General features: G+C 59.9%; 19 protein-coding genes. 13 read left to right on the top strand and 6 right to left on the bottom strand.

Annotation, left to right across the window (positions count from 1 at the left end):
• Window positions 1-90: 90 nt before the first annotated feature.
• The 3 genes from ASC74_RS29400 to ASC74_RS29390 all read left to right on the top strand — a co-directional run bounded on the left by ASC74_RS29400 (window position 91) and on the right by ASC74_RS29390 (window position 6831).
• Window positions 91-3366 (top strand): transglutaminase family protein, encoded by a 3276-nt coding sequence (locus ASC74_RS29400; RefSeq protein ID WP_056746328.1) that lies wholly within the window; start codon window positions 91-93, stop codon window positions 3364-3366.
• A gap of 88 nt (window positions 3367-3454) precedes the next feature.
• Window positions 3455-5941 carry a circularly permuted type 2 ATP-grasp protein gene (locus ASC74_RS29395; protein ID WP_056746326.1) on the top strand — a complete coding sequence of 829 codons (2487 nt, stop codon included), beginning with the start codon at window positions 3455-3457 and terminating at the stop codon, window positions 5939-5941.
• Window positions 5941-6831 carry a transglutaminase family protein gene (locus ASC74_RS29390; protein ID WP_056746324.1) on the top strand — a complete coding sequence of 297 codons (891 nt, stop codon included), beginning with the start codon at window positions 5941-5943 and terminating at the stop codon, window positions 6829-6831. The genes ASC74_RS29395 and ASC74_RS29390 overlap by 1 nt, the downstream gene beginning before the upstream one ends.
• A 226-nt stretch (window positions 6832-7057) precedes the next feature.
• On the opposite strand, the gene ASC74_RS29385 is transcribed toward ASC74_RS29390, so the two are convergent.
• Together ASC74_RS29385 and ASC74_RS29380 are read right to left on the bottom strand one after the other, a co-directional pair.
• Entirely contained in the window at window positions 7058-7249 is a 192-nt protein-coding gene (locus ASC74_RS29385) for a hypothetical protein (RefSeq protein ID WP_008157021.1), read from the bottom strand.
• Between the two features lie 68 nt (window positions 7250-7317).
• Window positions 7318-7905, bottom strand: coding sequence for a TIGR00730 family Rossman fold protein (locus ASC74_RS29380; RefSeq protein WP_046044816.1), 588 nt, complete (start codon window positions 7903-7905; stop codon window positions 7318-7320).
• Between the two features lie 342 nt (window positions 7906-8247).
• On the opposite strand from ASC74_RS29380, the gene azu reads away from it, so the two are divergent.
• Window positions 8248-8694, top strand: a complete 447-nt coding sequence (azu, locus tag ASC74_RS29375) for an azurin (protein ID WP_056746322.1) — start codon at window positions 8248-8250, stop codon at window positions 8692-8694.
• Window positions 8695-8759: 65 nt separating this feature from the next.
• Here the strand turns inward: azu and nadE are convergent, their stop codons facing one another.
• From nadE to ASC74_RS29360, 3 genes are all read right to left on the bottom strand, one after another.
• Window positions 8760-9587 (bottom strand): ammonia-dependent NAD(+) synthetase, encoded by an 828-nt coding sequence (gene nadE, locus ASC74_RS29370; RefSeq protein WP_056746320.1) that lies wholly within the window; start codon window positions 9585-9587, stop codon window positions 8760-8762.
• 4 nt (window positions 9588-9591) lie between these two features.
• Window positions 9592-10827, bottom strand: a complete 1236-nt coding sequence (gene pncB / locus ASC74_RS29365) for a nicotinate phosphoribosyltransferase (RefSeq protein ID WP_056746318.1) — start codon at window positions 10825-10827, stop codon at window positions 9592-9594.
• Between the two features lie 115 nt (window positions 10828-10942).
• Entirely contained in the window at window positions 10943-11845 is a 903-nt protein-coding gene (locus ASC74_RS29360; protein ID WP_056746317.1) for a LysR family transcriptional regulator, read from the bottom strand.
• A 174-nt stretch (window positions 11846-12019) separates the two neighbouring features.
• On the opposite strand from ASC74_RS29360, the gene amaB reads away from it, so the two are divergent.
• The 9 genes from amaB to ASC74_RS29315 all read left to right on the top strand — a co-directional run bounded on the left by amaB (window position 12020) and on the right by ASC74_RS29315 (window position 22017).
• Window positions 12020-13510, top strand: a complete 1491-nt coding sequence (gene amaB / locus ASC74_RS29355) for an L-piperidine-6-carboxylate dehydrogenase (protein ID WP_056746315.1) — start codon at window positions 12020-12022, stop codon at window positions 13508-13510.
• Between the two features lie 158 nt (window positions 13511-13668).
• Window positions 13669-14952 carry an L-pipecolate oxidase gene (gene amaA, locus ASC74_RS29350; RefSeq protein WP_056746313.1) on the top strand — a complete coding sequence of 428 codons (1284 nt, stop codon included), beginning with the start codon at window positions 13669-13671 and terminating at the stop codon, window positions 14950-14952.
• Window positions 14953-15316: 364 nt separating this feature from the next.
• Window positions 15317-16450, top strand: a complete 1134-nt coding sequence (locus tag ASC74_RS29345; protein ID WP_056746311.1) for an ABC transporter substrate-binding protein — start codon at window positions 15317-15319, stop codon at window positions 16448-16450.
• 170 nt (window positions 16451-16620) lie between these two features.
• On the top strand, window positions 16621-17535 hold the full coding sequence (locus tag ASC74_RS29340; RefSeq protein ID WP_054044085.1) for an ABC transporter permease subunit: 915 nt from the start codon (window positions 16621-16623) through the stop codon (window positions 17533-17535).
• 3 nt (window positions 17536-17538) lie between these two features.
• Window positions 17539-18822, top strand: a complete 1284-nt coding sequence (gene livM / locus ASC74_RS29335; RefSeq protein ID WP_056746310.1) for a high-affinity branched-chain amino acid ABC transporter permease LivM — start codon at window positions 17539-17541, stop codon at window positions 18820-18822.
• Window positions 18819-19694, top strand: coding sequence for an ABC transporter ATP-binding protein (locus ASC74_RS29330; RefSeq protein WP_046044807.1), 876 nt, complete (start codon window positions 18819-18821; stop codon window positions 19692-19694). The genes livM and ASC74_RS29330 overlap by 4 nt, the downstream gene beginning before the upstream one ends.
• The gene (locus ASC74_RS29325; protein WP_008153378.1) at window positions 19691-20407 is read left to right on the top strand and encodes an ABC transporter ATP-binding protein; all 717 of its coding nucleotides are present in this window, start codon (window positions 19691-19693) and stop codon (window positions 20405-20407) included. Before ASC74_RS29330 ends, ASC74_RS29325 begins: the two co-directional genes overlap by 4 nt.
• A gap of 329 nt (window positions 20408-20736) precedes the next feature.
• Window positions 20737-21105 carry a hypothetical protein gene (locus tag ASC74_RS32335; protein ID WP_236713366.1) on the top strand — a complete coding sequence of 123 codons (369 nt, stop codon included), beginning with the start codon at window positions 20737-20739 and terminating at the stop codon, window positions 21103-21105.
• 144 nt (window positions 21106-21249) lie between these two features.
• Window positions 21250-22017, top strand: coding sequence for an SDR family oxidoreductase (locus ASC74_RS29315; RefSeq protein WP_056746308.1), 768 nt, complete (start codon window positions 21250-21252; stop codon window positions 22015-22017).
• A 132-nt stretch (window positions 22018-22149) separates the two neighbouring features.
• On the opposite strand, the gene ASC74_RS29310 is transcribed toward ASC74_RS29315, so the two are convergent.
• A complete protein-coding gene (locus tag ASC74_RS29310; RefSeq protein WP_056746306.1) occupies window positions 22150-23283 on the bottom strand; it encodes an AGE family epimerase/isomerase in 1134 nt (377 codons plus the stop codon).
• Window positions 23284-23345 lie beyond the last annotated feature (62 nt).

Raw genomic sequence — 23345 nt, 5'->3', positions numbered from 1 at the left:
CCTCAAGCAACCGGAGAAAGCGCCAGCGCTGCTGGATGGCATAAGTCTTGCGCGCTTTCGATAACGCTTAAGGCTCGCAGGAGGCACGCCGTGTCGATTCATGTCGCATTGCACCACGTCACGCATTACCGCTACGACCGCGCCGTCGAGCTCGGTCCGCAGATCGTTCGCCTGCGCCCGGCTGCCCACAGTCGCACGCGGATACTGTCCTACGCGCTGAAAGTGTCGCCCGAGCAGCACTTCATCAACTGGCAGCAAGACCCCCAGGGCAATTACCTGGCGCGGTTGGTGTTCCCGGAAAAAACCGATGAGCTGCGGATCGAAGTCGATTTGCTGGCGGAGATGGCGGTCTTCAATCCGTTCGACTTCTTCCTTGAGCCCTACGCGGAAAAGATCCCTTTCGCCTACGCCGCGGATGAGCGCAAGGAACTGGCGCCGTACCTGGAAACCTTGCCCCTGACGCCGAAGTTCAAGGCGTATCTGGATGGCATCGACCGCACGCCACTGCCTAGCGTCGATTTCCTCGTCGCACTCAATCAGCGCCTGAGTGAAGACATTGGCTACCTGATCCGCATGGAACCGGGCGTGCAAACGCCCGAACACACCTTGGAACATGCCTCCGGTTCCTGCCGCGACTCTGCGTGGTTGCTGGTGCAATTGCTGCGCAACCTCGGTCTGGCGGCGCGTTTCGTCTCCGGCTACCTGATTCAACTGACCGCCGACGTCAAAAGCCTCGACGGCCCGTCGGGCACTGACGTGGACTTCACCGACCTGCACGCCTGGTGTGAGGTCTATTTGCCCGGTGCCGGCTGGATCGGCCTGGACGCAACGTCAGGGCTGTTTGCCGGTGAAGGACACATTCCGTTGGCCTGTAGCCCCGATCCGGGCTCTGCGGCACCGATCAGTGGCTTGGTTGAACCGTGCGAGTGCGAATTCACCCACGAAATGTCGGTGGAGAGGATTTGGGAAGCGCCACGGGTAACGAAGCCCTACACCGAAGAGCAATGGCTGGCGATCCAGGCGTTGGGTCGGCAGATCGATGCCGACCTGCTGGAGGGTGATGTACGCCTGACCATGGGCGGCGAACCGACGTTTGTTTCCATCGACGATCCAGACGGCGCCGAGTGGAACACGGCGGCACTGGGGCCAGACAAGCGGCGCCTATCCGCCGAACTGTTCCAGCGCATGCGCAAGCACTACGCCCCCGATGGTCTGGTGCATTTCGGTCAGGGCAAGTGGTACCCCGGCGAGCAATTGCCGCGCTGGTCGCTGAACTGCTACTGGCGCCGCGACGATGTACCGATCTGGCACAACAGCGCGCTGATTGCCGATGAGCAGCAAGACTACGGTGCCAATGGCGAGCTGGCCGGACGCTTTCTGGCGAGTGTCGCCGAACGCCTGAAAATTCCTACGCGTTTTGTATTTCCCGCCTACGAAGACAATTTCTATTACCTCTGGCGCGAAGGCACTTTGCCGCAGAACGTCAGCGCCGAAGACTCGCGTCTTGAAGAGCCTCTGGAGCGTGCACGCCTGCGCAAAGTCTTCACCCAGGGTCTGGACAAAGTCATCGGTCAGGTCCTGCCGCTGGCGCGCACCGCCAAGGGTGATCAGTGGCAAAGCGGTCGCTGGTATCTGCGCGATGAGCATTGTCGGTTGGTGCCAGGGGATTCGCCGCTGGGCTATCGCTTACCGCTCGGCTCGCAGCCTTGGGTGAAAGCGGCGGAGTACCCGTTCATTCATCCTGTGGACCCGAATCAGGATTTCCCTGCACTGCCCGACACGGCACAACTTCAGAGCCAAGGTGCCGCTGCCGTTGCTGAAGAGCGTGAGCCGAAGATCGACGAATCCGCCGACTGGCTGACCCGAACGGCGTTCTGTGCGGAGGCGCGGGAAGGGCGGTTGTACCTGTTCATGCCGCCGCTGGAGCGGGTCGAGGATTATCTGGAACTGGTCAGTGCCATCGAAGCCACCGCCGAGGAATTGCATTGCCCGGTGTTGCTGGAAGGCTATGAGCCGCCGAGCGATCCGCGCCTGAGCAACTTCCGCATCACGCCCGATCCGGGGGTGATCGAGGTCAACGTGCAGCCGTCCGCCACGTGGGATGAATTGGTCGAGCGCACCGAATTTCTTTACGAAGAGGCACGCCAGACCCGACTGACCACCGAGAAATTCATGATCGACGGCCGGCACACCGGCACCGGCGGCGGTAACCATTTCGTACTGGGCGGCGCGACACCGGCGGACTCACCGTTTCTACGCCGCCCCGATCTGCTGCGCAGCCTGATCAGCTACTGGCATAACCACCCGTCCTTGTCCTACCTGTTTTCCGGATTGTTCATCGGCCCGACGTCTCAGGCGCCACGGGTTGATGAAGCGCGTAATGATGCGTTGTATGAACTGGAAATCGCCTTCGCCCAGATGCCTGAGCCGGGCGAGGAGTGCGCACCGTGGCTGGTGGATCGGCTGCTGCGCAACCTGCTGATCGACGTGACCGGTAACACTCATCGTGCCGAGTTTTGCATCGACAAGCTGTATTCACCGGACGGTGCTACCGGTCGCCTTGGATTGCTCGAATTGCGCGCCTTCGAAATGCCGCCCCATGCGCGCATGAGCCTGGCTCAGCAGTTGTTGCTGCGGGCGCTGGTCGCGCGGTTCTGGCGCGAGCCTTATGCGCCGCCGAAACTGGCGCGCTGGGGCACCGAATTGCACGACCGTTTCCTGTTGCCGCACTTTATCGAACAGGATTTCGCCGACGTCATCGTCGACCTCAATGCCGCCGGTTATCCCGTGCGCGCCGAGTGGTTTGCGGCGCATCTGGAGTTCCGTTTTCCCAAGGTCGGCGATTACGCGGTCAGTGGCATCGAACTGGAATTGCGTCAGGCGCTGGAGCCCTGGCATGTGCTGGGCGAGGAGGGCGCAGTCGGCGGCACGGTGCGTTATGTGGATTCGTCGCTGGAGCGCTTGCAGGTCAAACTCACGGGCCTGCCGCCGCAGCGTTATCTTCTGACCTGCAATGGCATCCCGGTGCCATTGCAACCCACCGGGCGGGTCGGCGAATTTGTGGCCGGTGTGCGCTTCCGCGCCTGGCAACCGGCCAACTGCCTGCAGCCGACCATCCCGGTCCACGCGCCGTTGGTGTTCGACTTGCTCGACACCTGGATGCAGCGTTCGCGGGGTGGCTGTCAGTACCACGTCGCCCACCCGGGCGGGCGCAACTACGACAGCTTGCCGGTGAACGCCAATGAGGCCGAGAGCCGGCGGATGGCGCGTTTCTTCCGCATCGGACACAGCCCTGGGAAACTTCCTATACCGAATGTGGAAGTGAACGACGAGCTACCGATGACTCTCGATTTACGACGCTTCTAAACCGTACGCGACGCTCGGACTTTTCGTATATCCGAGCGTCATGAGCCTGCGTTAGTCTGACCGTTCTTTGCTGTCTGCCGAGCTTTCCATGCCTGACCTGCTTGACCGCTACCCGCTGACGGCGGGCACTTATCATGAACTGCTCGACGACAGCGGCGCCGTGCGCCCGCATTGGCGTCGGTTGTTCGACCAATTGCAACGCAGCACACCAACGCAATTGGTGCAGCGTCAGGCGCTGCTGACCCGGCAGATCCAGGAAAACGGCGTGACGTACAACGTCTACGCCGACCCCAAGGGTGCCGATCGGCCGTGGGAACTCGATCTGCTACCGCATGTGATTGCGGCGGATGAATGGCAGCAGCTATCAGCCGGGATTGCCCAGCGGGCACGCTTGCTCAATGCTGTGCTGGCAGATCTGTACGGCCCGCAACGCTTGATCGCCGAGGGCCTTCTGCCTGCTGAGCTGGTTTTCGGTCACAACAATTTCCTCTGGCCCTGTCAGGGCATCACACCGCCCGACGGGGCTTTTCTGCATCTGTACGCCGTGGATCTGGCGCGTACGCCCGACGGTCGATGGTGGGTCACGGCGGACCGCACGCAAGCGCCATCCGGTGCCGGTTATGCGCTGGAAAACCGCACCATCGTGTCCCGGGCCTTTCCCGAGCTGTACCGCGATTTGAAAGTGCAGCACCTGGCCGGATTCTTCCGCACGCTTCAGGAAACCCTGGCCCGTCAGGCGCCGAGTGATGACGAAGCGCCACTGATCGTGCTGCTGACACCGGGACGTTTCAACGAAAGCTATTTCGAACATCTGTATCTGGCGCGCCAGCTCGGTTATCCACTGGTAGAGGGCGGCGACCTGACCGTCCGGGATGCCACGGTCTATCTGAAAACCTTGAGCGGACTGCGCCGGGTCCACGCGATCATGCGGCGGCTCGACGATGACTTCTGCGATCCGCTGGAGCTGCGTACTGACTCGGCCCTTGGCGTGCCGGGATTGCTGGAAGCGGTACGCCGAGGGCGAGTGCTGGTGGCCAACGCCCTCGGCAGCGGCGTGCTGGAGTCGCCGGGATTGTTGGGCTTCCTGCCGAAGATCAATCAATTCCTGTTCGGCGAAGAACTGATCCTGCCCTCCATCGCGACCTGGTGGTGCGGTGAAGCACCGGTGCTGGCTCAGGCCCTGGAAAAATTGCCGGAGTTGCTGATTAAACCGGCTTTCCCGTCACAGAGCTTCACTCCGGTATTTGGGCGCGATTTGAGTGAAAAACAGCGTCAGGAACTGGCCGAGCGCATGCAGGCCCGGCCTTACGCCTATGTCGCGCAAGAATTGGCTCAGCTCTCTCAAGCCCCGATCTGGCAGGCAGAAGACGGTCAACTGCAACCTCGGGCTATTGGCATGCGCGTGTACGCAGTGGCCAGCCGTGAGGGCTATCGGGTTCTACCCGGCGGCCTTACCCGGGTTGCCGCCGAGGCTGACGCCGAAGTGGTGTCGATGCAGCGCGGTGGCGCGAGCAAAGACACTTGGGTGTTGGGCGATCGCCCGCCGAGCGGTGAGCAATGGAAAACCCAGCGTACGATCGGTGTGCACGACCTGGTAAGACGAGATCCGTATCTGCCGTCGCGGGTGGTGGAAAACCTGTTCTGGTTCGGCCGTTACTGCGAACGCTGTGATGACAGCGCGCGGCTGCTGCGGATCATGCTGGCACGTTATGTCGATGGCGATGACCCGCAAGCCCTGGAGGCGGCGGTCGATCTGGGTGAGCGGTTGATGTTGTTGCCCGATGAAGGCGAGTTGCCGGAGCGTTTAATGGCGGCGTTGCTCGGCGACGACTGGTCGTTCAGCCTGCGCTCCAACCTGCAACGTTTGCAGTGGGCGGCCTCGCAGGTGCGCGGCAAGCTTTCGCGGGAAAACTGGCAAGCGCTGGTGGAGCTGCAGCGTGAAGCCATGGAGCTGGAAGCCGAAGAGCCGGATTTCGGCGAATTGCTGGATTTCCTCAACCGTCTGGTGATGTCCCTGGCGGCATTATCCGGTTTCGCCCTCGACGACATGACCCGGGACGAAGGCTGGCGCTTCCTGATAATCGGCCGCCGGATCGAACGTCTGCAATTTCTCAGCGCCAGCCTGGCGGCGTTTCTGCGCGGTGCCGGCGCTTTCGATCAGGCCGGCCTGGAATGGCTGCTGGAACTGGGCAACAGCAGCATCACTTACCGTTCGCGGTATCTGGCGGTGGCGCAACTGATCCCGGTGCTCGACCTGTTGCTGCTCGACGAGCAGAACCCCCACGCCGTGCTGTTTCAGTTGAAACTGGTGACGCGTACCTTGAAACGCTTGAATGACGACTTCGGCGTGCCTCGCGAAGCAGGGTTACCGCAGTTGGTGGAACGCTTGGCGCAGTTCGATCTGGGATGCCTGGAGAACTCGCTGTTCGGCGAAGCCAGCGTTCGGGCAGCCATTGAGGGGCTGGCCGACCTGTTGCAAGAGATCGCCGACGCCAGCGGGCAAGTGTCGGATCGTCTGGCCTTGCGCCATTTCGCCCACGTCGATGACGTCAGCCAGCGCACGGTGTCCGTCTGATGAGCGCCCATTACCAGATTCTCCACGACACCCATTATCACTACGACAGCCCGGTCTCTTTGGCTCAGCAGCTTGCGCACCTGTGGCCGCGGTCGTGTGCCTGGCAGCGCTGCACCGAGCAGCAACTGCAGATCAGTCCCGACCCGACGATCCGCCGCGATGAGCTGGACGTGTTCGGCAATCCGCTGACCCGGTTGGCGTTCGAGCGGCCGCACGATGAATTGCTGGTCAATGCCCGGCTCACTGTCGAAGTGCTGGCCCGGCCTGCGCTGGACTTCAATCAATCCCCCGCGTGGGAAGAAACCCGCAACGCGCTGACCTACAGCAGTCAGCCGCTCTCCCCCGAGTTGCTGGAAGCGTGTCGTTACCGGTTCGAATCGCCCTACGTGCATTTGAAGCGCAACTTCGTCGAGTTTTCCGAAAGCTGCTTTCCACCGGGGCGGCCACTGTTGCTGGGTGTACAGGCGCTGATGGAGAAGATCTTCAGCGAATTCACCTTCGACGCTGAAGCGACCCAAGTGGCGACGCCGCTGGTGGAAGTGCTGGAGCGCCGGCGCGGTGTTTGCCAGGACTTCGCTCACCTGATGCTCGCCTGCGTACGCTCCCGTGGGTTGGCGGCGCGGTACATCAGTGGCTACTTGCTGACCCAGCCACCACCGGGCCAGCCGCGACTGATCGGCGCCGATGCTTCACATGCCTGGGTTTCAGTGTTTTGCCCGGTGCTCGGTTGGGTGGATTTCGACCCGACCAACAACGTACAGCCGGCGCTGGAACACATCACCTTGGCCTGGGGCCGGGATTTTTCCGATGTCTCGCCGTTGCGTGGGGTGATTCTTGGGGGCGGCAGTCATGATCCCGAGGTTCGGGTGACGGTGATGCCAGTGGAATAGTGGAGATCTAATGTGGGAGCGGGCTTGCTCGCGAAATCGGTCTGTCAGTCACATAAATGTTGGATGTGCCGCCGCCTTCGCGAGCAAGCCCGCTCCCACATGGGGATGTGCAATTAGTTTCTGGACTGGGGGGTATTTCAGATGGGACTGTGAGGGTCAGCAACATCGTTGCTGACCCTGGACACAGATCCGGTGGGCCTGATCAGATCATCGGGCCCTGAGGGTCTCAGGCGTCGGGCGCCTGATCTTTCGGTGCTTCAACAGCATCTTCTGCGGCCACTTCACCTTCTGCATCCGGGTTCAGTGCGGCGGCTTCTTCTTCAGCTGTAGCTTTCTTGCGCTGAAGCTTTTCCTCTTTCTTCTGCTCCTTGGCCAAGTCTCTCTGACGTTTGGCGAAGGAATAATTGGGTTTAGCCATGGGCGATCCTCTGGGGTCGAAGGTGAGGTTGAGCGGCGCGTATTCTGCCCTGTATCGATGCCCAGCCGTTAGCTGGGTTTTTGCTCGGCCCATTTTGGCAGTACCGAGGGTTGCCAGGCGTCCAGTGCATCGAGCAAGGTTTGCGGCGATTCGCTCACTTGCAGCATGTCACGGTGCGGTTCGCGAACGAAGCCTTCGCCGACGATATGATCGAGAAAAGACGTCAATTTGCTGTAGAAACCGTTCACTTCCAGCAGCCCCAGCGGTTTGCCGTGGTAGCCGAGCTGGCCCCAGGTCCAGACTTCGAACAGTTCTTCAAGTGTGCCCAGGCCGCCGGGCAGGGCGATAAAGGCGTCACTGAGCTCGGCCATCCGCGCCTTGCGCGCATGCATGCCGTCGACCACTTCCAGACGAGTCAGGCCGCTGTGACCGATTTCCTTGTCTTTGAGGCTTTGCGGGATGATCCCGATCACTTCACCGCCGGCCGCCAGCGCAGCATCGGCGACGATTCCCATCAGCCCGACGGCACCGCCGCCATAGACCAGAGTCAGCTTACGCTCGGCCAATGCTCGCCCCAAGGCGACAGCCGCTTCACGATAAGCCGGGTTGGTGCCAGTGCTGGCACCGCAAAATACACAAACGGACGCTAAAGACATGCCTTACTCCATGGTCAGGATGGCCACAGAGTAAAGGCAGGCACGCGGCGTTCCAAGGTCTACACTTCGCGTTCAGGTGTTTCACAGGTTCCGCTGGCGCCACAGGCGTAGGCGGCGAGCAAACTGCGCAACAGGCTGTTAAGGGACATGACTGACGCTCCGATGAGTGATGACGGCTTGATGATAGGGCCGCCCCAGACGTCTGGCTGGTAGATTGTTTCGATAGGTGTCATAGCCCGAAAGTTGTATACAATTTTTGATTCAGGTCATAGGAACTTGCGAAGTTTTCAGGCAGTCTTCTGTCCATTCGCACTTTTGTTAACCCTGCCTTGGAGATTCACCATGTTTGCCAAACTTGTTGCAGTATCCCTGCTGACACTGGCCAGCAGCCAATTGATGGCTGCCGAGTGCAAGGTCACTGTCGACTCGACTGACCAGATGTCCTTCGATACCAAGGAAATCAGCATCGACAAGAGCTGCAAGACGTTCACCGTTGAGCTGACCCACTCCGGTAGCCTGCCGAAAAACGTCATGGGCCATAACTGGGTGCTGAGCAAAGACGCTGACATGCAGCCGATCGCCACCGCTGGCCTGGCCGCAGGCATCGAGAAGAACTACCTGCCGGAAGGCGACGCGCGCATCATCGCCCATACCAAAATCATCGGCGCCAAGGAAACCGACTCGGTGACCTTCGACGTGTCGAAGCTCGATGCTGGCGAGAAGTACGGTTTCTTCTGCTCGTTCCCGGGCCACATCTCGATGATGAAAGGCACTGTTGTCCTGAAGTAATCGAATCGAACGCATAAAAAAAGCGTCCACCTGGACGCTTTTTTTGTGCCTGTCTGTTCGCTCAATCAAGGTGCGAACGGCATCACTCGCTTGTGATGAGTCTTTTTATACGTGTCACAAATGATCTTGAACGCTTCCTCACGCACCGGTTCCCCGTGCAGGAACGCGTCGATCTCGGCATAGGTCACGCCGTGGGACGCTTCGTCCGGTTTGCCAGGCGACAGGTCTTCAAGGTCGGCCGTGGGGGTTTTTTCCACCAGCGACTCCGGCGCGCCGAAGCTGCGGGCGATATTCCGGACCTGGTTTTTCACCAGACCGCTCAGTGGCGCCAGGTCGCACGCGCCGTCACCGAACTTGGTGAAGAAACCCATCACCGCTTCCGCCGCGTGGTCGGTACCGATCACCAGGCCGTGGGCCGCGCCGGCGATGGTGTATTGGGCAACCATGCGCATCCGCGCCTTGGTGTTGCCGAGCACGAAATCCACCGAGACCGCGTGCTTGCCTTCGAAGGCCGCGACTTCACTGGCCAGGGCTTTGACCGCCGGGCCGATGTTCACGGTGTGGCGCTCGTCCGGGGCGATGAAATCTACCGAGGCCTGGGCGTCGTGTTCGTCGAACTGGGTTTCGTATGGCAGGCGTACGGCGATGAATTTGTAGCTGTTGTCGCCTGTACGTGTGCGCAGTTCGCGCATGGCACGCTGGGCCAGCAGGCCGGCGGTCAGGGAATCGACGCCGCCGCTGATGCCGAGCACCAGGCTCTTGAGCCCGGAATTGACCAGGCAGTCCTGGATGAAGGTGATCCGCCGGGTGACTTCAGCCTCGAGGGCGGCCTGGTCGGCGAACGGCGGCTGGACCTTGAGCTGTTCAGCAATCTCACGCTGTTCGGCTTGCATGAATTCACTCCTTGCTAGATGTGCTTGATGTGCTGGAAAGGGCGGCAGGTACTTTGAAAACGTGTCGCAAATAGGCGACGAAATTCGGGTCTTTGCAGTGAGTCTTGCCAGGCTCATCGGAAATTTTTGCCACGGGCTGGCCGTTGCAGGCGGCCATTTTAAGCACGATGCTCATCGGTTCAACACCCGGAATATCGCACGTCAGGTTGGTGCCGATGCCAAAGCTGACATTGATCCGACCGCGCAGCGCCCGAAAAATCTCCAGCGACTTGGGCAGCGTCAGGCTGTCGGAGAACACCAGCGTCTTGCTCATCGGGTCGATGCCGAGCTTGTGATAGTGGGCGATGGCCTTTTCCGCCCAGAGCACCGGATCGCCGGAATCATGGCGCAAGCCGTCAAACAGCTTGGCGAAATACAGATCGAAATCGCCGAGAAAGGCATCGGTGGTGATGCAGTCGGTGAGGGCAATCCCCAACAGGCCACGGTACTCGCGGACCCAGCAATCGAGGGCGGCAATCTGACTGTCGATCAGCCGTGGGCCGAGTTGTTGGTGGGCCATGATCCATTCGTGGGCCATGGTGCCCAACGGCTTCATGTCCAGCTCCCGTGAAAGGTGCACGTTGCTGGTGCCGACAAACCGACCGGGGAAATCGTGCTTGAGCACGTTCACCACTTCTTCCTGCACGCGGTACGAGAAGCGACGGCGAGTGCCGAAATCGGCGACCTGCAATTCGGACAATTCCTCCGCGCTGGCGTTGGCGGTCAGCCAGTCGAACTTGCGGTAGAGCTGCTCACGCGCCTGTTCCAGGACGACTTCACGGTAGCGATAGCGGTTGCGCACTTCGCTGACGATGGACAGCAGCGGCACTTCGAACAGGATCACGTGCAGCCATGGCCCGCGCAGGCGGATGAACAGCTCGCCGTTTTCGATACCGGTGTGGACGTAGCGCAGATTGAAGCGGAACAACCCGAGAAAACGCAGGAAATCCGGTTTCATGAAGCTGATGCGCTCCATGAAGCTCAACTGGTCGGCGCTCAGGCTCAATTCGGAAAGGCGCTCGATCTGGAAGCGGATTTCCGCCAGGTACGGGCGCAAATCTTCACTGTTACGGCAACGAAACTCCCATTCGACTTCTACGTTCGGGTAGTTGTGCAGCACCGCCTGCATCATCGTCAGTTTGTAGAAGTCGGTGTCGAGCAGGTTCTGCACGATGCGATCGCCAAACACGCTCTCGCTCATAACGGGTTCTCCAGGCTGGCCGCGGCCCGTGGCAGCGACGTTGCAGCTGTTTCAATGAATGGGGCTAGTGGCGCATATCAGCGGTGAGGATTGCCAGTGTTTTTTTCGCAGGAGGTCAGGCCGCGCGGCTATCAATCTGCTCCAGCATCCACTTCACAAAATCCCGCACCTTGGGCACTTCCGCCGAATGCTCCGGATACGCCAGGTAATAGGCATCGGTGCTGGGCATTGCGTGCTGCCAGGGTATGACCAGTTTGCCGTCGGCCAATTCCTCTTCCACCAGAAAACGCGGCAACAGCGCGACACCGCAGCCGACCTGGGCTGCGCGGATGCACATGTAAAAGGTTTCAAAACGCGGGCCGTGGTAGCTGTGTTCGGTGTGGTAGCCCTGACTGTCGAACCAGTCGTGCCAGGCCTGGGGCCGGGAGGCGTTTTGCAGCAGGACCAGGTCGGTGAGTTGCGTAGGATCGGTGAACGGCGTGTCCGGCAGACTGCCCGGTGCGCAGACCGGCACCAGCTCTTCGCCAAACAGCTTCAGGCATTCAGTGCCGGGTCGTGAGCCCTGGCCGAAGTAGAACGCCAGGTCGCTGCGACCTTGCAGCAGATCGTCGGCTTCCTGCTCGCTGCACAGGTCCAGATGGATCGAGGGATGGCGCAGACGCCAGCCTTTCAAGCGTGGCACTAGCCAGCGCGCGCCGAAGGTCGGAGGCGTCGAGACGCGCAGGACTTCGGTTTCACCGCCGTAGGAGCGCAGGTAGTGGGTCGACATCTCGACCTGCGTGAGGATTTTTCGTACCTCCACCAGGTACAAATCACCGGCTGGGGTCATTTGCAGGCGTCGGCGTACCCGGCGGAACAACAGGTGCTGCAGCAATTCTTCGAGTTGCGCGACCTGTTTACTGACAGCGCTCTGGGTCAGGTTCAGCTCTTCAGCCGCCCGGGTGAAGCTCAAATGCCGGGTCACGGCCTCAAAACACTGCAGCGCGGTGATCGACGGCAAGTAGCGTTTATTCAGCATTGGTTGTCCTTTTTCTTGTTTCTTTCTTACCAGCAATTCGCAGCATGAATAAACGGAATGATATCTCTCTTAAAGGTCGTTTGTTGGGTAACGTCGGGAGCGCTAAAACTACAGGCCTCACCAGCCGAATTAATCCGGCTGCACGTTTTCTGTTTTTCGCTTGAGGAGTGACCCATGGTTGCCGCATTGCTTGATCGTCTTGGTGTGAACCCGGCCCTGTACCAGAACGGCAAAGTGCCGGTGCATTCGCCGATCGATGGCAGCCAGATTGCCGCCGTGAACTGGGAAGGCGCCGCTGAAGTCGAGCAGCACATCAGTCGTGCAGATCATGCGTTCGAATTGTGGCGCAAGGTCCCGGCCCCGCGCCGTGGCGAACTGGTCCGCCAACTGGGCGATATCCTGCGCGAATACAAGGCCGACCTCGGCGAGCTGGTGTCCTGGGAAGCCGGCAAGATCACTCAGGAAGGTCTGGGTGAAGTTCAGGAAATGATCGACATCTGCGATTTCGCCGTCGGCCTGTCCCGTCAGCTGTACGGTTTGACCATCGCTTCCGAGCGTCCTGGCCACCACATGCGCGAAACCTGGCACCCGCTGGGCGTCGTTGGCGTTATCAGTGCGTTCAACTTCCCGGTTGCGGTCTGGGCCTGGAACGCCGCGCTGGCGCTGGTCTGCGGCAACCCGGTGATCTGGAAACCGTCGGAGAAAACTCCACTGACCGCCTTGGCCTGTCAGGCGCTGTTCGACCGCGTACTGAAGAACTTCAGCGATGCGCCTCCGCACCTGAGCCAAGTGATTATCGGCGGTCGCGATGCCGGCGAAGCTCTGGTCGATGACCCGCGTGTCGCGCTGATCAGCGCCACCGGCAGCACCCGCATGGGCCGCGAAGTGGCACCGAAAATAGCCGCACGTTTCGCTCGCAGCATTCTGGAACTGGGCGGCAACAACGCAATGATCCTCGGCCCAAGCGCCGACCTGGACATGGCCGTACGGGCTATCCTGTTCAGCGCCGTCGGCACTGCCGGTCAGCGTTGCACCACGTTGCGTCGCCTGATTGCCCATGAATCGGTGAAGGAAGAAATCGTCACCCGCCTGAAAGCCGCGTACTCCAAAGTGCGCATCGGCAACCCGCTGGAAGGCAATCTGATCGGTCCGCTGATCGACAAGCACAGCTTCGAAAACATGCAGGATGCGCTTGAGCAGGCCTTGAGCGAAGGCGGTCGGGTGTTCGGCGGCAAGCGCCAACTGGAAGACAAATTCCCTAACGCTTATTACGTCTCGCCGGCCATCGTCGAAATGCCGGAGCAGAGTGATGTGGTTTGCCACGAAACCTTCGCTCCAATTCTGTACGTGGTCGGTTACAAGGATTTCGCAGAAGCGCTGCGCCTGAACAACGCCGTGCCACAAGGCTTGTCCTCGTGCATCTTCACCACTGACGTGCGTGAAGCCGAGCAGTTCATGTCGGCGGTGGGCAGTGACTGCGGCATCGCCAACGTCAACATCGGCCCGAGCGGCGCGGAAATCGGCGGGGCGTTTGGCGGTGAGAAAGAAACGGGCGGCGGTCGTGAGTCCGGCTCCGATGCATGGCGCGGCTACATGCGCCGTCAGACGAATACCGTGAACTATTCGCTGGAATTGCCGTTGGCTCAGGGCATTACGTTCGACTAAATCTTGAGTCAAGCGGTGATCCCCTGTGGGAGCGGGCTTGCTCGCGAATGCAATCTGTCAGTCGACATTGATGTTGTCTGACACACCGCTTTCGCGAGCAAGCCCGCTCCCACACTGGGAACTGTGTGTTGGTTAGGTTTCATTTTCGGAGTCTGGCAATGCCGTTACGCGAAGAGTGTCTGTGGGAAAAACTGACGCCGCAAAGGCCTGACAACGCGGCGCTCAAGGGAGAGGTGACGGTGGATGTTTGCGTCATCGGCGCCGGTTTCACCGGTCTGTCGGCGGCGGTGCATCTGCTGGAAAAAGGCAAAAGCGTCTGTGTACTGGAAGCCCATCGCGCCGGTCATGGCGGATCGGGGCGCAATGTCGGGCTGGTCAATGCCGGGATGTGGATTCCACCGGACGAGATCGAAGCCGGTTTCGGCGAGTCGGTCGGCAGCCAGCTCAATCGCATGCTCGGTGCGGCACCGTCCCTGGTGTTTAGCCTTGTGGATAAGTACAACATCGATTGCCAGCTTCGCCGCGAAGGCACGTTGCACATGGCGCACAACGCCCGTGGCGAAGCGGACTTGCGCAGTCGTGAAGAACAATGGAAGCGTCGCGGCGCGCCGGTCGAGCTGCTGACCGGTCAAGCCTGCGAACAAGCGACGGGTACCAAAAAGATCGCCGCTGCGCTGCTCGATCGACGTGCCGGCACGATCAACCCAATGGCTTACACGACGGGGCTGGCCAAAGCGGCCATCGGCCTCGGCGGTCAGCTGTTCGATCATTCCCCGGTGACCCGACTCGAACGTCAGGGCCAGCGCTGGTCGGTACAAACCGCTAAGGGTTCGGTGCTTGCCGAGCAAGTCGTGATTGCCTCTAACGCCTACACCGAAGGTGACTGGACGGAATTGCGGCGCAACTTCTTCCCCGGTTATTACTACCAAGTGGCCTCGGTCCCGCTGACCGAAGAGGCAGCGCAACAAATTCTCCCCGGTGGCCAGGGGTCCTGGGACACCCGCCAGGTCCTCAGCAGTGTTCGTCGGGATAAGGACGGCCGTCTGCTGCTCGGCAGTCTCGGTAATGGCAATCAGAAACCGACCTGGTTTCTCAAGGCCTGGGCCGACCGGGTTCAGCAGCACTATTTTCCTTATCTCAAACCGGTGGAATGGGAATGTACCTGGACCGGTTGCATCGCCTTCACCCCCGATCATTTGATGCGTTTGTTCGAACCGGCGCCCGGTTTGGTGGCAGTCACCGGTTACAACGGCCGGGGCGTCACTACTGGCACTGTCGTCGGCAAAGCCTTTGCCGATTATCTGTGTAACGGAAATCCTCAAGCCCTGCCGATTCCCTTTGCGCCCATGCAGCCATTGGCGGGTGTGGGATTGCGCAGCTGTCTGTACGAGGCCGGATTCTCGCTGTATCACGCAGGCCAGTGCCTGCGGATCGTTATTTGATTGTTGAAATTTGTTGCTGAAAGCGGCGCTTTTTCGCGCAGCGTCTAGCCTGTAAAAGGTGCGGGTTGTAGCAGTTGCGCACCAGCAGTGTGCACTTCGGTGACGCATGTTGTTACAGGCTGGTTGCACGTCGTTTGGCGCCGCGGTTGCAATGATGGCGCGCTCGGGTTGCGCCTTTAAAAATAAATGGTTTCACCTTCCGCGGTTTAGACGGTTGCACACCCAATGAAAATGGGATCGAAACAGTCGAAATAACAATAAAGCAGCGACTTTTTTCAGAATAAAAAACCGATGGCACGGCCCTTGCTCTGAGCATTCAGGAAGTCGCAGTGCCAACTAAAAAAAAACCTTGGAGCACCACCTCATGTCCCAGACGTTTTACAAAAAAGGCTTTTTGGCCCTCGCAGTGGCAACTGCGTTGGGTGTTTCTGCGTTTGCACAGGCTGATGTGAAGATCGGTGTGGCGGGACCGATGACCGGCGCCAACGCGGCATTTGGCGAGCAGTACATGAAGGGTGCACAGGCTGCGGCCGATGCGGTCAACGCAGCGGGCGGCGTAAACGGGGAAAAAATCGTACTGGTCAAAGGCGATGATGCCTGCGAACCGAAACAGGCTGTGACGGTCGCCAAGGACCTGACCAACCAGAAAGTCGCTGGCGTAGTCGGTCACTTCTGCTCCTCCTCGACCATCCCGGCTTCGGAGATCTACGACGAAGCGGGCATCATTGCAATCACTCCAGGTTCCACCAACCCAGCCGTTACCGAACGCGGCCTGGGTGCCATGTTCCGTATGTGCGGGCGTGACGACCAGCAAGGTATCGTGGCCGGCGACTACATCGTCGACGTGCTCAAGGGCAAGAAAGTTGCCGTCCTGCACGACAAGGACACCTACGGCCAAGGTCTGGCGGACGCCACCAAGGCTCAACTGGTCAAGCGCGGCGTAACGCCAGTGCTGTATGAAGGCCTGACCCGCGGCGAGAAAGACTTCAGTGCCGTCGTGACCAAGATCCGTGCGGCCGGTGCCGACGTGGTCTACTTCGGCGGTCTGCACCCGGAAGCCGGTCCACTGGTTAAACAACTGCGTACCGAAGGCCTGAAAGACGTGAAATTCATGTCCGACGACGGCATCGTGACCGACGAACTGGTGACCACCGCTGGCGGCCCGCAATACGTTGACGGCGTGCTGATGACCTTCGGCGCCGACCCGCGTCTGCTGCCAGACAGCAAAACCGTAGTGGACGAGTTCCGCAAAAAAGGCACCGAGCCTGAAGGCTACACCCTGTACGCCTACGCTTCGGTCCAGACCCTGGCGGCTGCCTTCAATGGCGCCAAGTCCAACAAGGGTGAAGACGCTGCCAAATGGCTGAAATCGCACCCGGTCAAAACCGTGATGGGCGAGAAGACCTGGGACGCCAAGGGCGACCTGAAAATCTCCGACTACGTGGTTTACCAGTGGGACAAGGACGGCAAATACCACCAACTGGAAAAACAGAAGTGATATGAACTGCTGATTGCCCGGCGCCTTGTGCGCCGGGCCATCAATCAACATGTCCGTGCAGTACCTGTCTTTTCTCGTAGAGCTGCACACAACCGTGTTGCGCCGGCGGCTGAACCCCGGTCCGTCGTACACGGCTTCTGTGCAGTCTCTCAAATGCGTGAGATTGCGTTATGGATGGTATTTTCCTGCAGCAACTGGTCAACGGCCTGACCCTCGGGTCGGTCTATGGCCTGATCGCCATCGGCTACACAATGGTCTATGGCATCATCGGCATGATCAACTTCGCCCATGGCGAGGTTTACATGATTTCCGCTTACCTCGCGGCAATCAGTCTGGCTCTGCTGGCTTACTTCGGTATTGAATCCTTCCCTCTGCTGATGCTCGGCACACTGGTCTTCACCATCATCGTCACGGCGGTGTATGGCTGGGTCATCGAGCGCGTCGCCTACAAACCGTTGCGCAACTCCACACGACTGGCACCGCTGATCAGCGCCATCGGTATTTCCCTGATCCTGCAAAACTATGCACAGATCGCCCAGGGCGCCCGCCAACAGGGTGTTCCAACACTCCTGACCGGTGCATGGCGCGTTGAAGTCGGGACTGGCTTCGTCCAGCTCACCTACACCAAGATCTTCATTCTGGTCGCAGCGTTCGTCGGGATGGGCCTGCTGACCTACGTCATCAAGTACACCAAGCTCGGCCGCATGTGCCGCGCCACCCAGCAAGACCGCAAGATGGCCTCGATCCTGGGGATCAACACCGACCGCGTAATCTCCTACGTGTTCATCATCGGTGCAGCGATGGCGGCCCTGGCCGGCGTGCTGATCACCATGAACTACGGCACGTTCGACTTCTACGCAGGCTTTGTCATCGGGATCAAAGCGTTCACTGCCGCGGTACTCGGCGGGATCGGTTCGCTGCCTGGCGCCATGCTCGGCGGGATTATTCTGGGGATCTCCGAATCACTGTTCTCAGGTCTGGTGAACTCGGACTACAAAGACGTTTTCAGCTTCTCGCTGCTCGTTCTTGTTCTGGTCTTTCGGCCTCAAGGCCTGCTCGGCCGTCCTCTTGTGTCGAAGGTGTAAGCGATGTCTTCAACCACTAAAAAAACCATTGATCTCAAAAGAAGTCTGGTTGACGCGATTCTTGCCGGCCTCGTGGCACTGATTGTGTTCGGCCCGATTGTCGGCATCGTCCTCGACGGCTATGGCTTCAACCTGCAGACGACACGCGTGGCGTGGATTGTCGCCATCGTCATGGCCGGCCGCTTTGCCTTGAGCCTGTTCCTGCAAACCCCCAAGGGCCTGAGAATTCTCGAAGGCTTTGAAAGCACCGGCTCCGGGGTTCATGTACTGCCGCCTGATTACAAATCCCGATTGCGCTGGATCATCCCGGTGTTGATTGTCGTCGCCGTGGTGTTCCCGTTTTTCTCCAACTCCTACCTGCTGGGCGTGGTCATCCTCGGGCTAATCTACGTACTGCTGGGCCTGGGGCTGAACATCGTGGTCGGCCTGGCCGGTCTGCTCGACCTGGGTTACGTGGCGTTCTACGCCATCGGTGCCTACGGGTTGGCGCTCGGTTACCAATACCTCGGCCTGGGCTTCTGGACGGTGCTGCCGCTGGCGGCGATCACCGCTGGCCTTGCCGGTTGCATCCTCGGTTTCCCGGTGCTGCGCCTGCACGGTGACTACCTGGCGATCGTGACCCTGGGCTTCGGTGAAATCATCCGGTTGATCCTCAATAACTGGTTGTCCCTGACTGGCGGCCCGAATGGCATGGCCGCTCCGTTGCCAACCTTCTTCGGCATCGAGTTCGGCAAGAGGGCAAAAGAGGGCGGGGTGCCGTTCCATGAGTTCTTTGGCATCGCCTATAACCCGGACGTGAAGTATTACTTTATCTACGCGGTGTTGTTCCTGGTGGTATTGGCCGTATTGCACATCAAGCATCGTTTGACCCGCATGCCGGTCGGTCGCGCCTGGGAAGCCTTGCGTGAAGACGAAATCGCTTGCCGCTCCATGGGTCTGAACCACGTACTGGTCAAACTCTCGGCGTTCACCATCGGTGCATCGACGGCCGGTCTGGCCGGCGTGTTCTTCGCCACCTATCAAGGCTTCGTCAACCCGACCTCGTTCACCTTTTTCGAATCGGCATTGATCCTCGCCATCGTGGTACTCGGCGGCATGGGCTCGACCATCGGCGTGGTGATTGCGGCCTTCGTGCTGACCGTCGCCCCGGAACTGCTGCGAGGTTTCGCGGAGTATCGCGTGCTGCTGTTCGGCGTCCTGATGGTGTTGATGATGATCTGGCGACCGCGCGGCCTGATTCGGATCAGCCGTACCGGTGTGACCCCGCGTAAAGGAGTAGCGCCATGAGCGAAGTCGTACTCTCGGTCGAGAAGCTGATGATGCACTTCGGCGGCATCAAGGCGTTGAACGATGTCAGCCTGAAGGTCAAACGCAACTCGATCTTCGCCCTGATCGGCCCCAACGGCGCCGGCAAGACCACCGTGTTCAACTGCCTGACCGGGTTCTACAAGGCCTCGGGCGGCAAGATCGAACTCAATGTGCGTGGCGAGCGGACCGATGTCATCAAAATGCTGGGTGAACCGTTCAAGGCGACTGATTTTGTATCGCCGAAAAACTTCATCAGCCGGCTCCACTACAAGATGTTCGGCGGCACCCACCTGGTGAACCGGGCCGGCCTGGCGCGGACGTTCCAGAACATTCGCCTGTTCAAGGAAATGTCGGTACTGGAAAACCTGCTGGTGGCCCAGCACATGTGGGTCAACCGCAATATGCTGGCCGGCATCCTCAATACGAAGGGCTACCGCAAGGCCGAAAGCGATGCGCTGGACCACGCCTTTTACTGGTTGGAAGTGGTGGACCTGGTGGACTGCGCCAACCGTCTGGCCGGTGAGCTGTCCTATGGTCAGCAACGCCGTCTGGAAATCGCCCGGGCCATGTGCACCCGTCCGCAGATCATCTGCCTCGACGAACCGGCCGCCGGCCTCAACCCTCAGGAAACCGAAGCGCTGAGCGCGATGATCCGGCTGCTGCGTGACGAGCACGATCTGACCGTGGTGCTGATCGAACACGACATGGGCATGGTAATGAGCATTTCCGACCACATCGTGGTGCTGGACCACGGCATCGTCATCGCCGAGGGCGGCCCCGACGACATCCGACACGATCCGAAAGTGATTGCGGCCTACCTGGGCGCCGATGAAGAGGAAGTGGTGCTATGAGCCAACCCATCCTCGAACTGAAGGATCTGGATGTGTTCTACGGGCCGATCCAGGCTCTGAAGAATGTCTCGCTGCACATCAATGAAGGTGAAACGGTCAGCCTGATAGGCTCCAACGGCGCCGGTAAATCGACCCTGCTGATGTCGATTTTCGGTCAGCCGCGGGCGGCGGACGGGCAGATCATCTATCAGGGTGTGGATATCACTCACAAGTCATCCCACTACATTGCGTCCAACGGCATCGCTCAATCGCCGGAAGGCCGGCGGGTGTTCCCCGACATGACTGTCGAGGAAAACCTGCTGATGGGCACCATTCCTATCGGTGACAAGTACGCCAAGGAAGACATGCAACGCATGTTCGAGTTGTTCCCGCGACTCGAAGAGCGGCGCACCCAGCGGGCGATGACCATGTCTGGCGGCGAGCAGCAAATGCTCGCCATCGCCCGTGCGTTGATGAGCCGGCCGAAACTGCTGTTGCTTGACGAGCCGAGCCTGGGTCTGGCGCCGATTGTGGTGAAACAGATCTTCGCGACCCTGCGGGAACTGGCGAAAACCGGCATGACTATCTTCCTGGTGGAGCAGAACGCCAACCACGCCCTCAAACTGTCGGACCGGGCGTACGTGATGGTCAACGGCGAGATCCGCCTCACGGGCACCGGCAAGGAGCTGCTGGTTAACGAGGAAGTGCGTAACGCCTATCTCGGCGGCCACTGAGTTCGCTGTTGTAACACCAAGCCCCGGCGAGCAATCGCCGGGGTTTTTTTACATCTCCAAAACACCATCAATTCCCTGTGGGAGCGAGCCTGCTCGCGAAGGCGATAGCACGCTCAATATTGAAGTGTCTGACCCACCGCTTTCGCGAGCAGGCTCGCTCCCACAGGGTGTCTCTGTGTGCTTTCCGGAAATTGTGGAAAACAATATTCACAAGCTCTCAAAGCGCGACATAAAGCCGCTGCAAATAGTTGTTTTGTCACGGTTTTGACTTGTCCCCGTTTGCTGTGGAGCTGGCTGTGAATAACGTGGGAGTAGCTGGCTGAAAGCCTTTGAAACCGTGGCTTGCAGAGTTGTGGTTGTTTTTTGATCAGGCGTTTTTGCGTGACCGCGAGCGGGCTTTGTCAACCTTTTTGTTGATGACGAAAACGGGCCGAAACAGGGTGGAGCTGCCTGTGGATAAGTCTGTGGTTAAACTCTGGAAAGACTCGGCTGAAGGCCGTAGTTACTGGCTTGGCGCCATCGTCGGTATGGCCGGTCAATCGTGCAAAATGCCATGGGCTACACAGCCGACGTTCCAGGGTCAAGCAAAAAAATTTCCAATTTGCCCGCAAAGCCTTGTGCACAGCGGCTTACAGCTTTTCCACTTGCCCCCGGAAACTGTGGACCGGCCTGTGGATAAGGTGCGCGCACATGGCTGAGAGCCACGGCGGGCAAGGTGTGGCAACGTTTGATCGTTTTTTGTACAGCTCGTAAGGTAGTTGCCGCTGTGGGCAAGGCCGGGCATGCTGGCTGCTGATTTTCTATTCCAGTGGCTGCCGATCAGCCGAAGCAAGGAGAACACGATGTCCAACACCCTGTTTATTACCGGCGCGACCTCCGGTTTTGGTGAAGCCTGCGCCCGTCGTTTTGCCGAAGCCGGCTGGAAACTGGTGCTGACCGGCCGTCGTGAAGAGCGCCTCAATGCGCTGTGCGCCGAGTTGTCGAAGCAGACCGAGGTTCATGGCCTGGTGCTCGACGTGCGTGATCGCAAGGCCATGGAGGAGGCGATTGCCAACCTTCCGCCGTCCTTCGCCAAACTGCGCGGGCTGATCAACAACGCCGGCCTGGCCTTGGGCGTTGACCCGGCGCCCAAGTGCGATCTCGACGATTGGGACACCATGGTCGACACCAACATCAAAGGCCTGATGTACAGCACTCGTCTGTTGTTGCCCCGCCTGATCGCTCACGGTCGCGGCGCCGGCATCGTCAACCTCGGCTCCATCGCCGGCAACTACCCGTACCCAGGCAGCCATGTGTATGGCGCGAGCAAGGCGTTCGTTAAACAGTTCTCCCTGAACTTGCGCTGCGACCTGCAAGGTACGGGCGTGCGGGTGAGCAATATCGAGCCGGGCCTGTGCGAAAGCGAGTTCTCACTGGTGCGCTTCGCCGGCGACCAGGAGCGTTACAACGCGACCTACGCCGGCGCCGAGCCGATCCAGCCGCAAGACATCGCCGACACCATTTTCTGGGTGCTCAATGCCCCGGCGCACATCAACATCAACAGTTTGGAGCTGATGCCGGTGAGCCAGACGTGGAGCGGGTTTGCGATTGAGCGTAATGCCAAGGCTTAAGACCGCGTAACGACCTATCGCGAGCAAGCTCGCTCCCACAGATTTTATGTTGACTCGCCATTTCGCGAACGACACAACCCCTGTGGGAGCGAGCTTGCTCCGGGCGGCGATCCGACGATAGCGATCTATCAATCAGCGAAGATACTCGGCCAACCCGCGATAGCAGGTTGCCAAGTGATAAGGCGTGGTCGACGGCATGTCCCGACGTGTCACATCACCGTTCTCATCACGGCACTCATACCAGCCACCCGCGTGTAGAGAGCGCTGCTGCAACGCCTGCAATTGGCGCAGCACCGCAGCCTCGCTGTGTGGCCGCAAGGTCAGGGCGCGCAGGTATTCAGCCTGAGCCCAGATTCGCTGCGTAGCGTCCCGAGGTGGGCTGTCCGGCGTCAGGTCAAGCATGGCCCGCACGGCGCCGGTCTGTTGATCGACACCCAGTTGTTCGGTGAACGCAAAGGCGCGTTCCAGAGAGGCGTGGAGTGTCGAGCCTCGCAGCAACGAAGACGACTCCAGCAGGAAATACCACTCGAACTGGTGCCCCGGTTCAAACCAGTTATCCACAGCCCCCAGTGGTTTTTCCATCAACACACCGTGTTGCGGGTCGATAAAACGCTTCTGCATCGCTGTGCATAACTCGACGAGCGCGTCTTGCACGGCGACGTCTTTGCGCACCGACAGCGTGGCGAGGAAGGCTTCGGCCAAGTGCATCAGGGGATTTTGCAGCGGCCCGGACTCGAGCGAGGACCAGTCGCGGCCGAGGCTGGCTTCGTACAGGCCGTCGCCCGTGGCGAAGCGCTGCGCGACCACTTCCAGTGCGGCGTTGAGCACCGATTCCACCAGCGGTTCGCGGACCTTGTCCCAGTAATGGGCGCAGGCGAACAGGATGAAGGCGTGGGTGTAGAGGTCTTTGCGCTGATCCAGCGGCGCACCCTGCGGGTCGACGCTGTAGAACCAGCCGCCATGCTCGGCATCGTGGAAATGCTGCTGCAGGGAACGGAACAGCGCTGCGGCGCGTTCTTCGGCGGCCGGAACCTGGCCGATCAGGCTGGAAAACAGGTAAAGCTGCCGCGCGCAGGCCATGGCGCGGTAGCGTTGGGGCGGCAGCGGTTGATGCCCGGCGTCCAGCGCCTCATAGGGCAGCGCCATGTCGGCATTCCAGCCGGGACCTTGCCAGAGCGGCACGATTACATCCTGGAAGTGCTGTTGCACCGAGGCAAACAGAGCGGTCAATTCAGGCTGGGAGGCGGAGCGGGAAACAGGCGGCATTGGCTGGCGTCGTCACGGCAGGGTTGATTGCGCGACATGTTATCAGGCCTGAGAGATGCGGT

The organism is Pseudomonas sp. Root329 (assembly GCF_001424925.1).
In the GTDB taxonomy this organism is placed as follows: Bacteria; Pseudomonadota; Gammaproteobacteria; order Pseudomonadales; family Pseudomonadaceae; genus Aquipseudomonas; species Aquipseudomonas arabinosi.
The sequence above is the reverse complement of the archived record's forward strand: the minus strand, read 5'-3'. Positions and strand labels throughout refer to the sequence as shown.

Excerpts from the sequence above, each read along its gene's own strand:
- ASC74_RS29395 (WP_056746326.1), top strand. The coding sequence starts at position 3,455 with ATGCCTGACCTGCTTGACCGCTACCCGCTGACGGCGGGCACTTATCAT.
- ASC74_RS29390 (WP_056746324.1), top strand. The coding sequence starts at position 5,941 with ATGAGCGCCCATTACCAGATTCTCCACGACACCCATTATCACTACGAC.
- ASC74_RS29385 (WP_008157021.1), bottom strand. The coding sequence starts at position 7,249 with ATGGCTAAACCCAATTATTCCTTCGCCAAACGTCAGAGAGACTTGGCC.
- ASC74_RS29380 (WP_046044816.1), bottom strand. The coding sequence starts at position 7,905 with ATGTCTTTAGCGTCCGTTTGTGTATTTTGCGGTGCCAGCACTGGCACC.
- azu (WP_056746322.1), top strand. The coding sequence starts at position 8,248 with ATGTTTGCCAAACTTGTTGCAGTATCCCTGCTGACACTGGCCAGCAGC.
- nadE (WP_056746320.1), bottom strand. The coding sequence starts at position 9,587 with ATGCAAGCCGAACAGCGTGAGATTGCTGAACAGCTCAAGGTCCAGCCG.
- pncB (WP_056746318.1), bottom strand. The coding sequence starts at position 10,827 with ATGAGCGAGAGCGTGTTTGGCGATCGCATCGTGCAGAACCTGCTCGAC.
- ASC74_RS29360 (WP_056746317.1), bottom strand. The coding sequence starts at position 11,845 with ATGCTGAATAAACGCTACTTGCCGTCGATCACCGCGCTGCAGTGTTTT.
- amaB (WP_056746315.1), top strand. The coding sequence starts at position 12,020 with ATGGTTGCCGCATTGCTTGATCGTCTTGGTGTGAACCCGGCCCTGTAC.
- amaA (WP_056746313.1), top strand. The coding sequence starts at position 13,669 with ATGCCGTTACGCGAAGAGTGTCTGTGGGAAAAACTGACGCCGCAAAGG.
- ASC74_RS29345 (WP_056746311.1), top strand. The coding sequence starts at position 15,317 with ATGTCCCAGACGTTTTACAAAAAAGGCTTTTTGGCCCTCGCAGTGGCA.
- ASC74_RS29340 (WP_054044085.1), top strand. The coding sequence starts at position 16,621 with ATGGATGGTATTTTCCTGCAGCAACTGGTCAACGGCCTGACCCTCGGG.
- livM (WP_056746310.1), top strand. The coding sequence starts at position 17,539 with ATGTCTTCAACCACTAAAAAAACCATTGATCTCAAAAGAAGTCTGGTT.
- ASC74_RS29330 (WP_046044807.1), top strand. The coding sequence starts at position 18,819 with ATGAGCGAAGTCGTACTCTCGGTCGAGAAGCTGATGATGCACTTCGGC.
- ASC74_RS29325 (WP_008153378.1), top strand. The coding sequence starts at position 19,691 with ATGAGCCAACCCATCCTCGAACTGAAGGATCTGGATGTGTTCTACGGG.
- ASC74_RS29315 (WP_056746308.1), top strand. The coding sequence starts at position 21,250 with ATGTCCAACACCCTGTTTATTACCGGCGCGACCTCCGGTTTTGGTGAA.
- ASC74_RS29310 (WP_056746306.1), bottom strand. The coding sequence starts at position 23,283 with ATGCCGCCTGTTTCCCGCTCCGCCTCCCAGCCTGAATTGACCGCTCTG.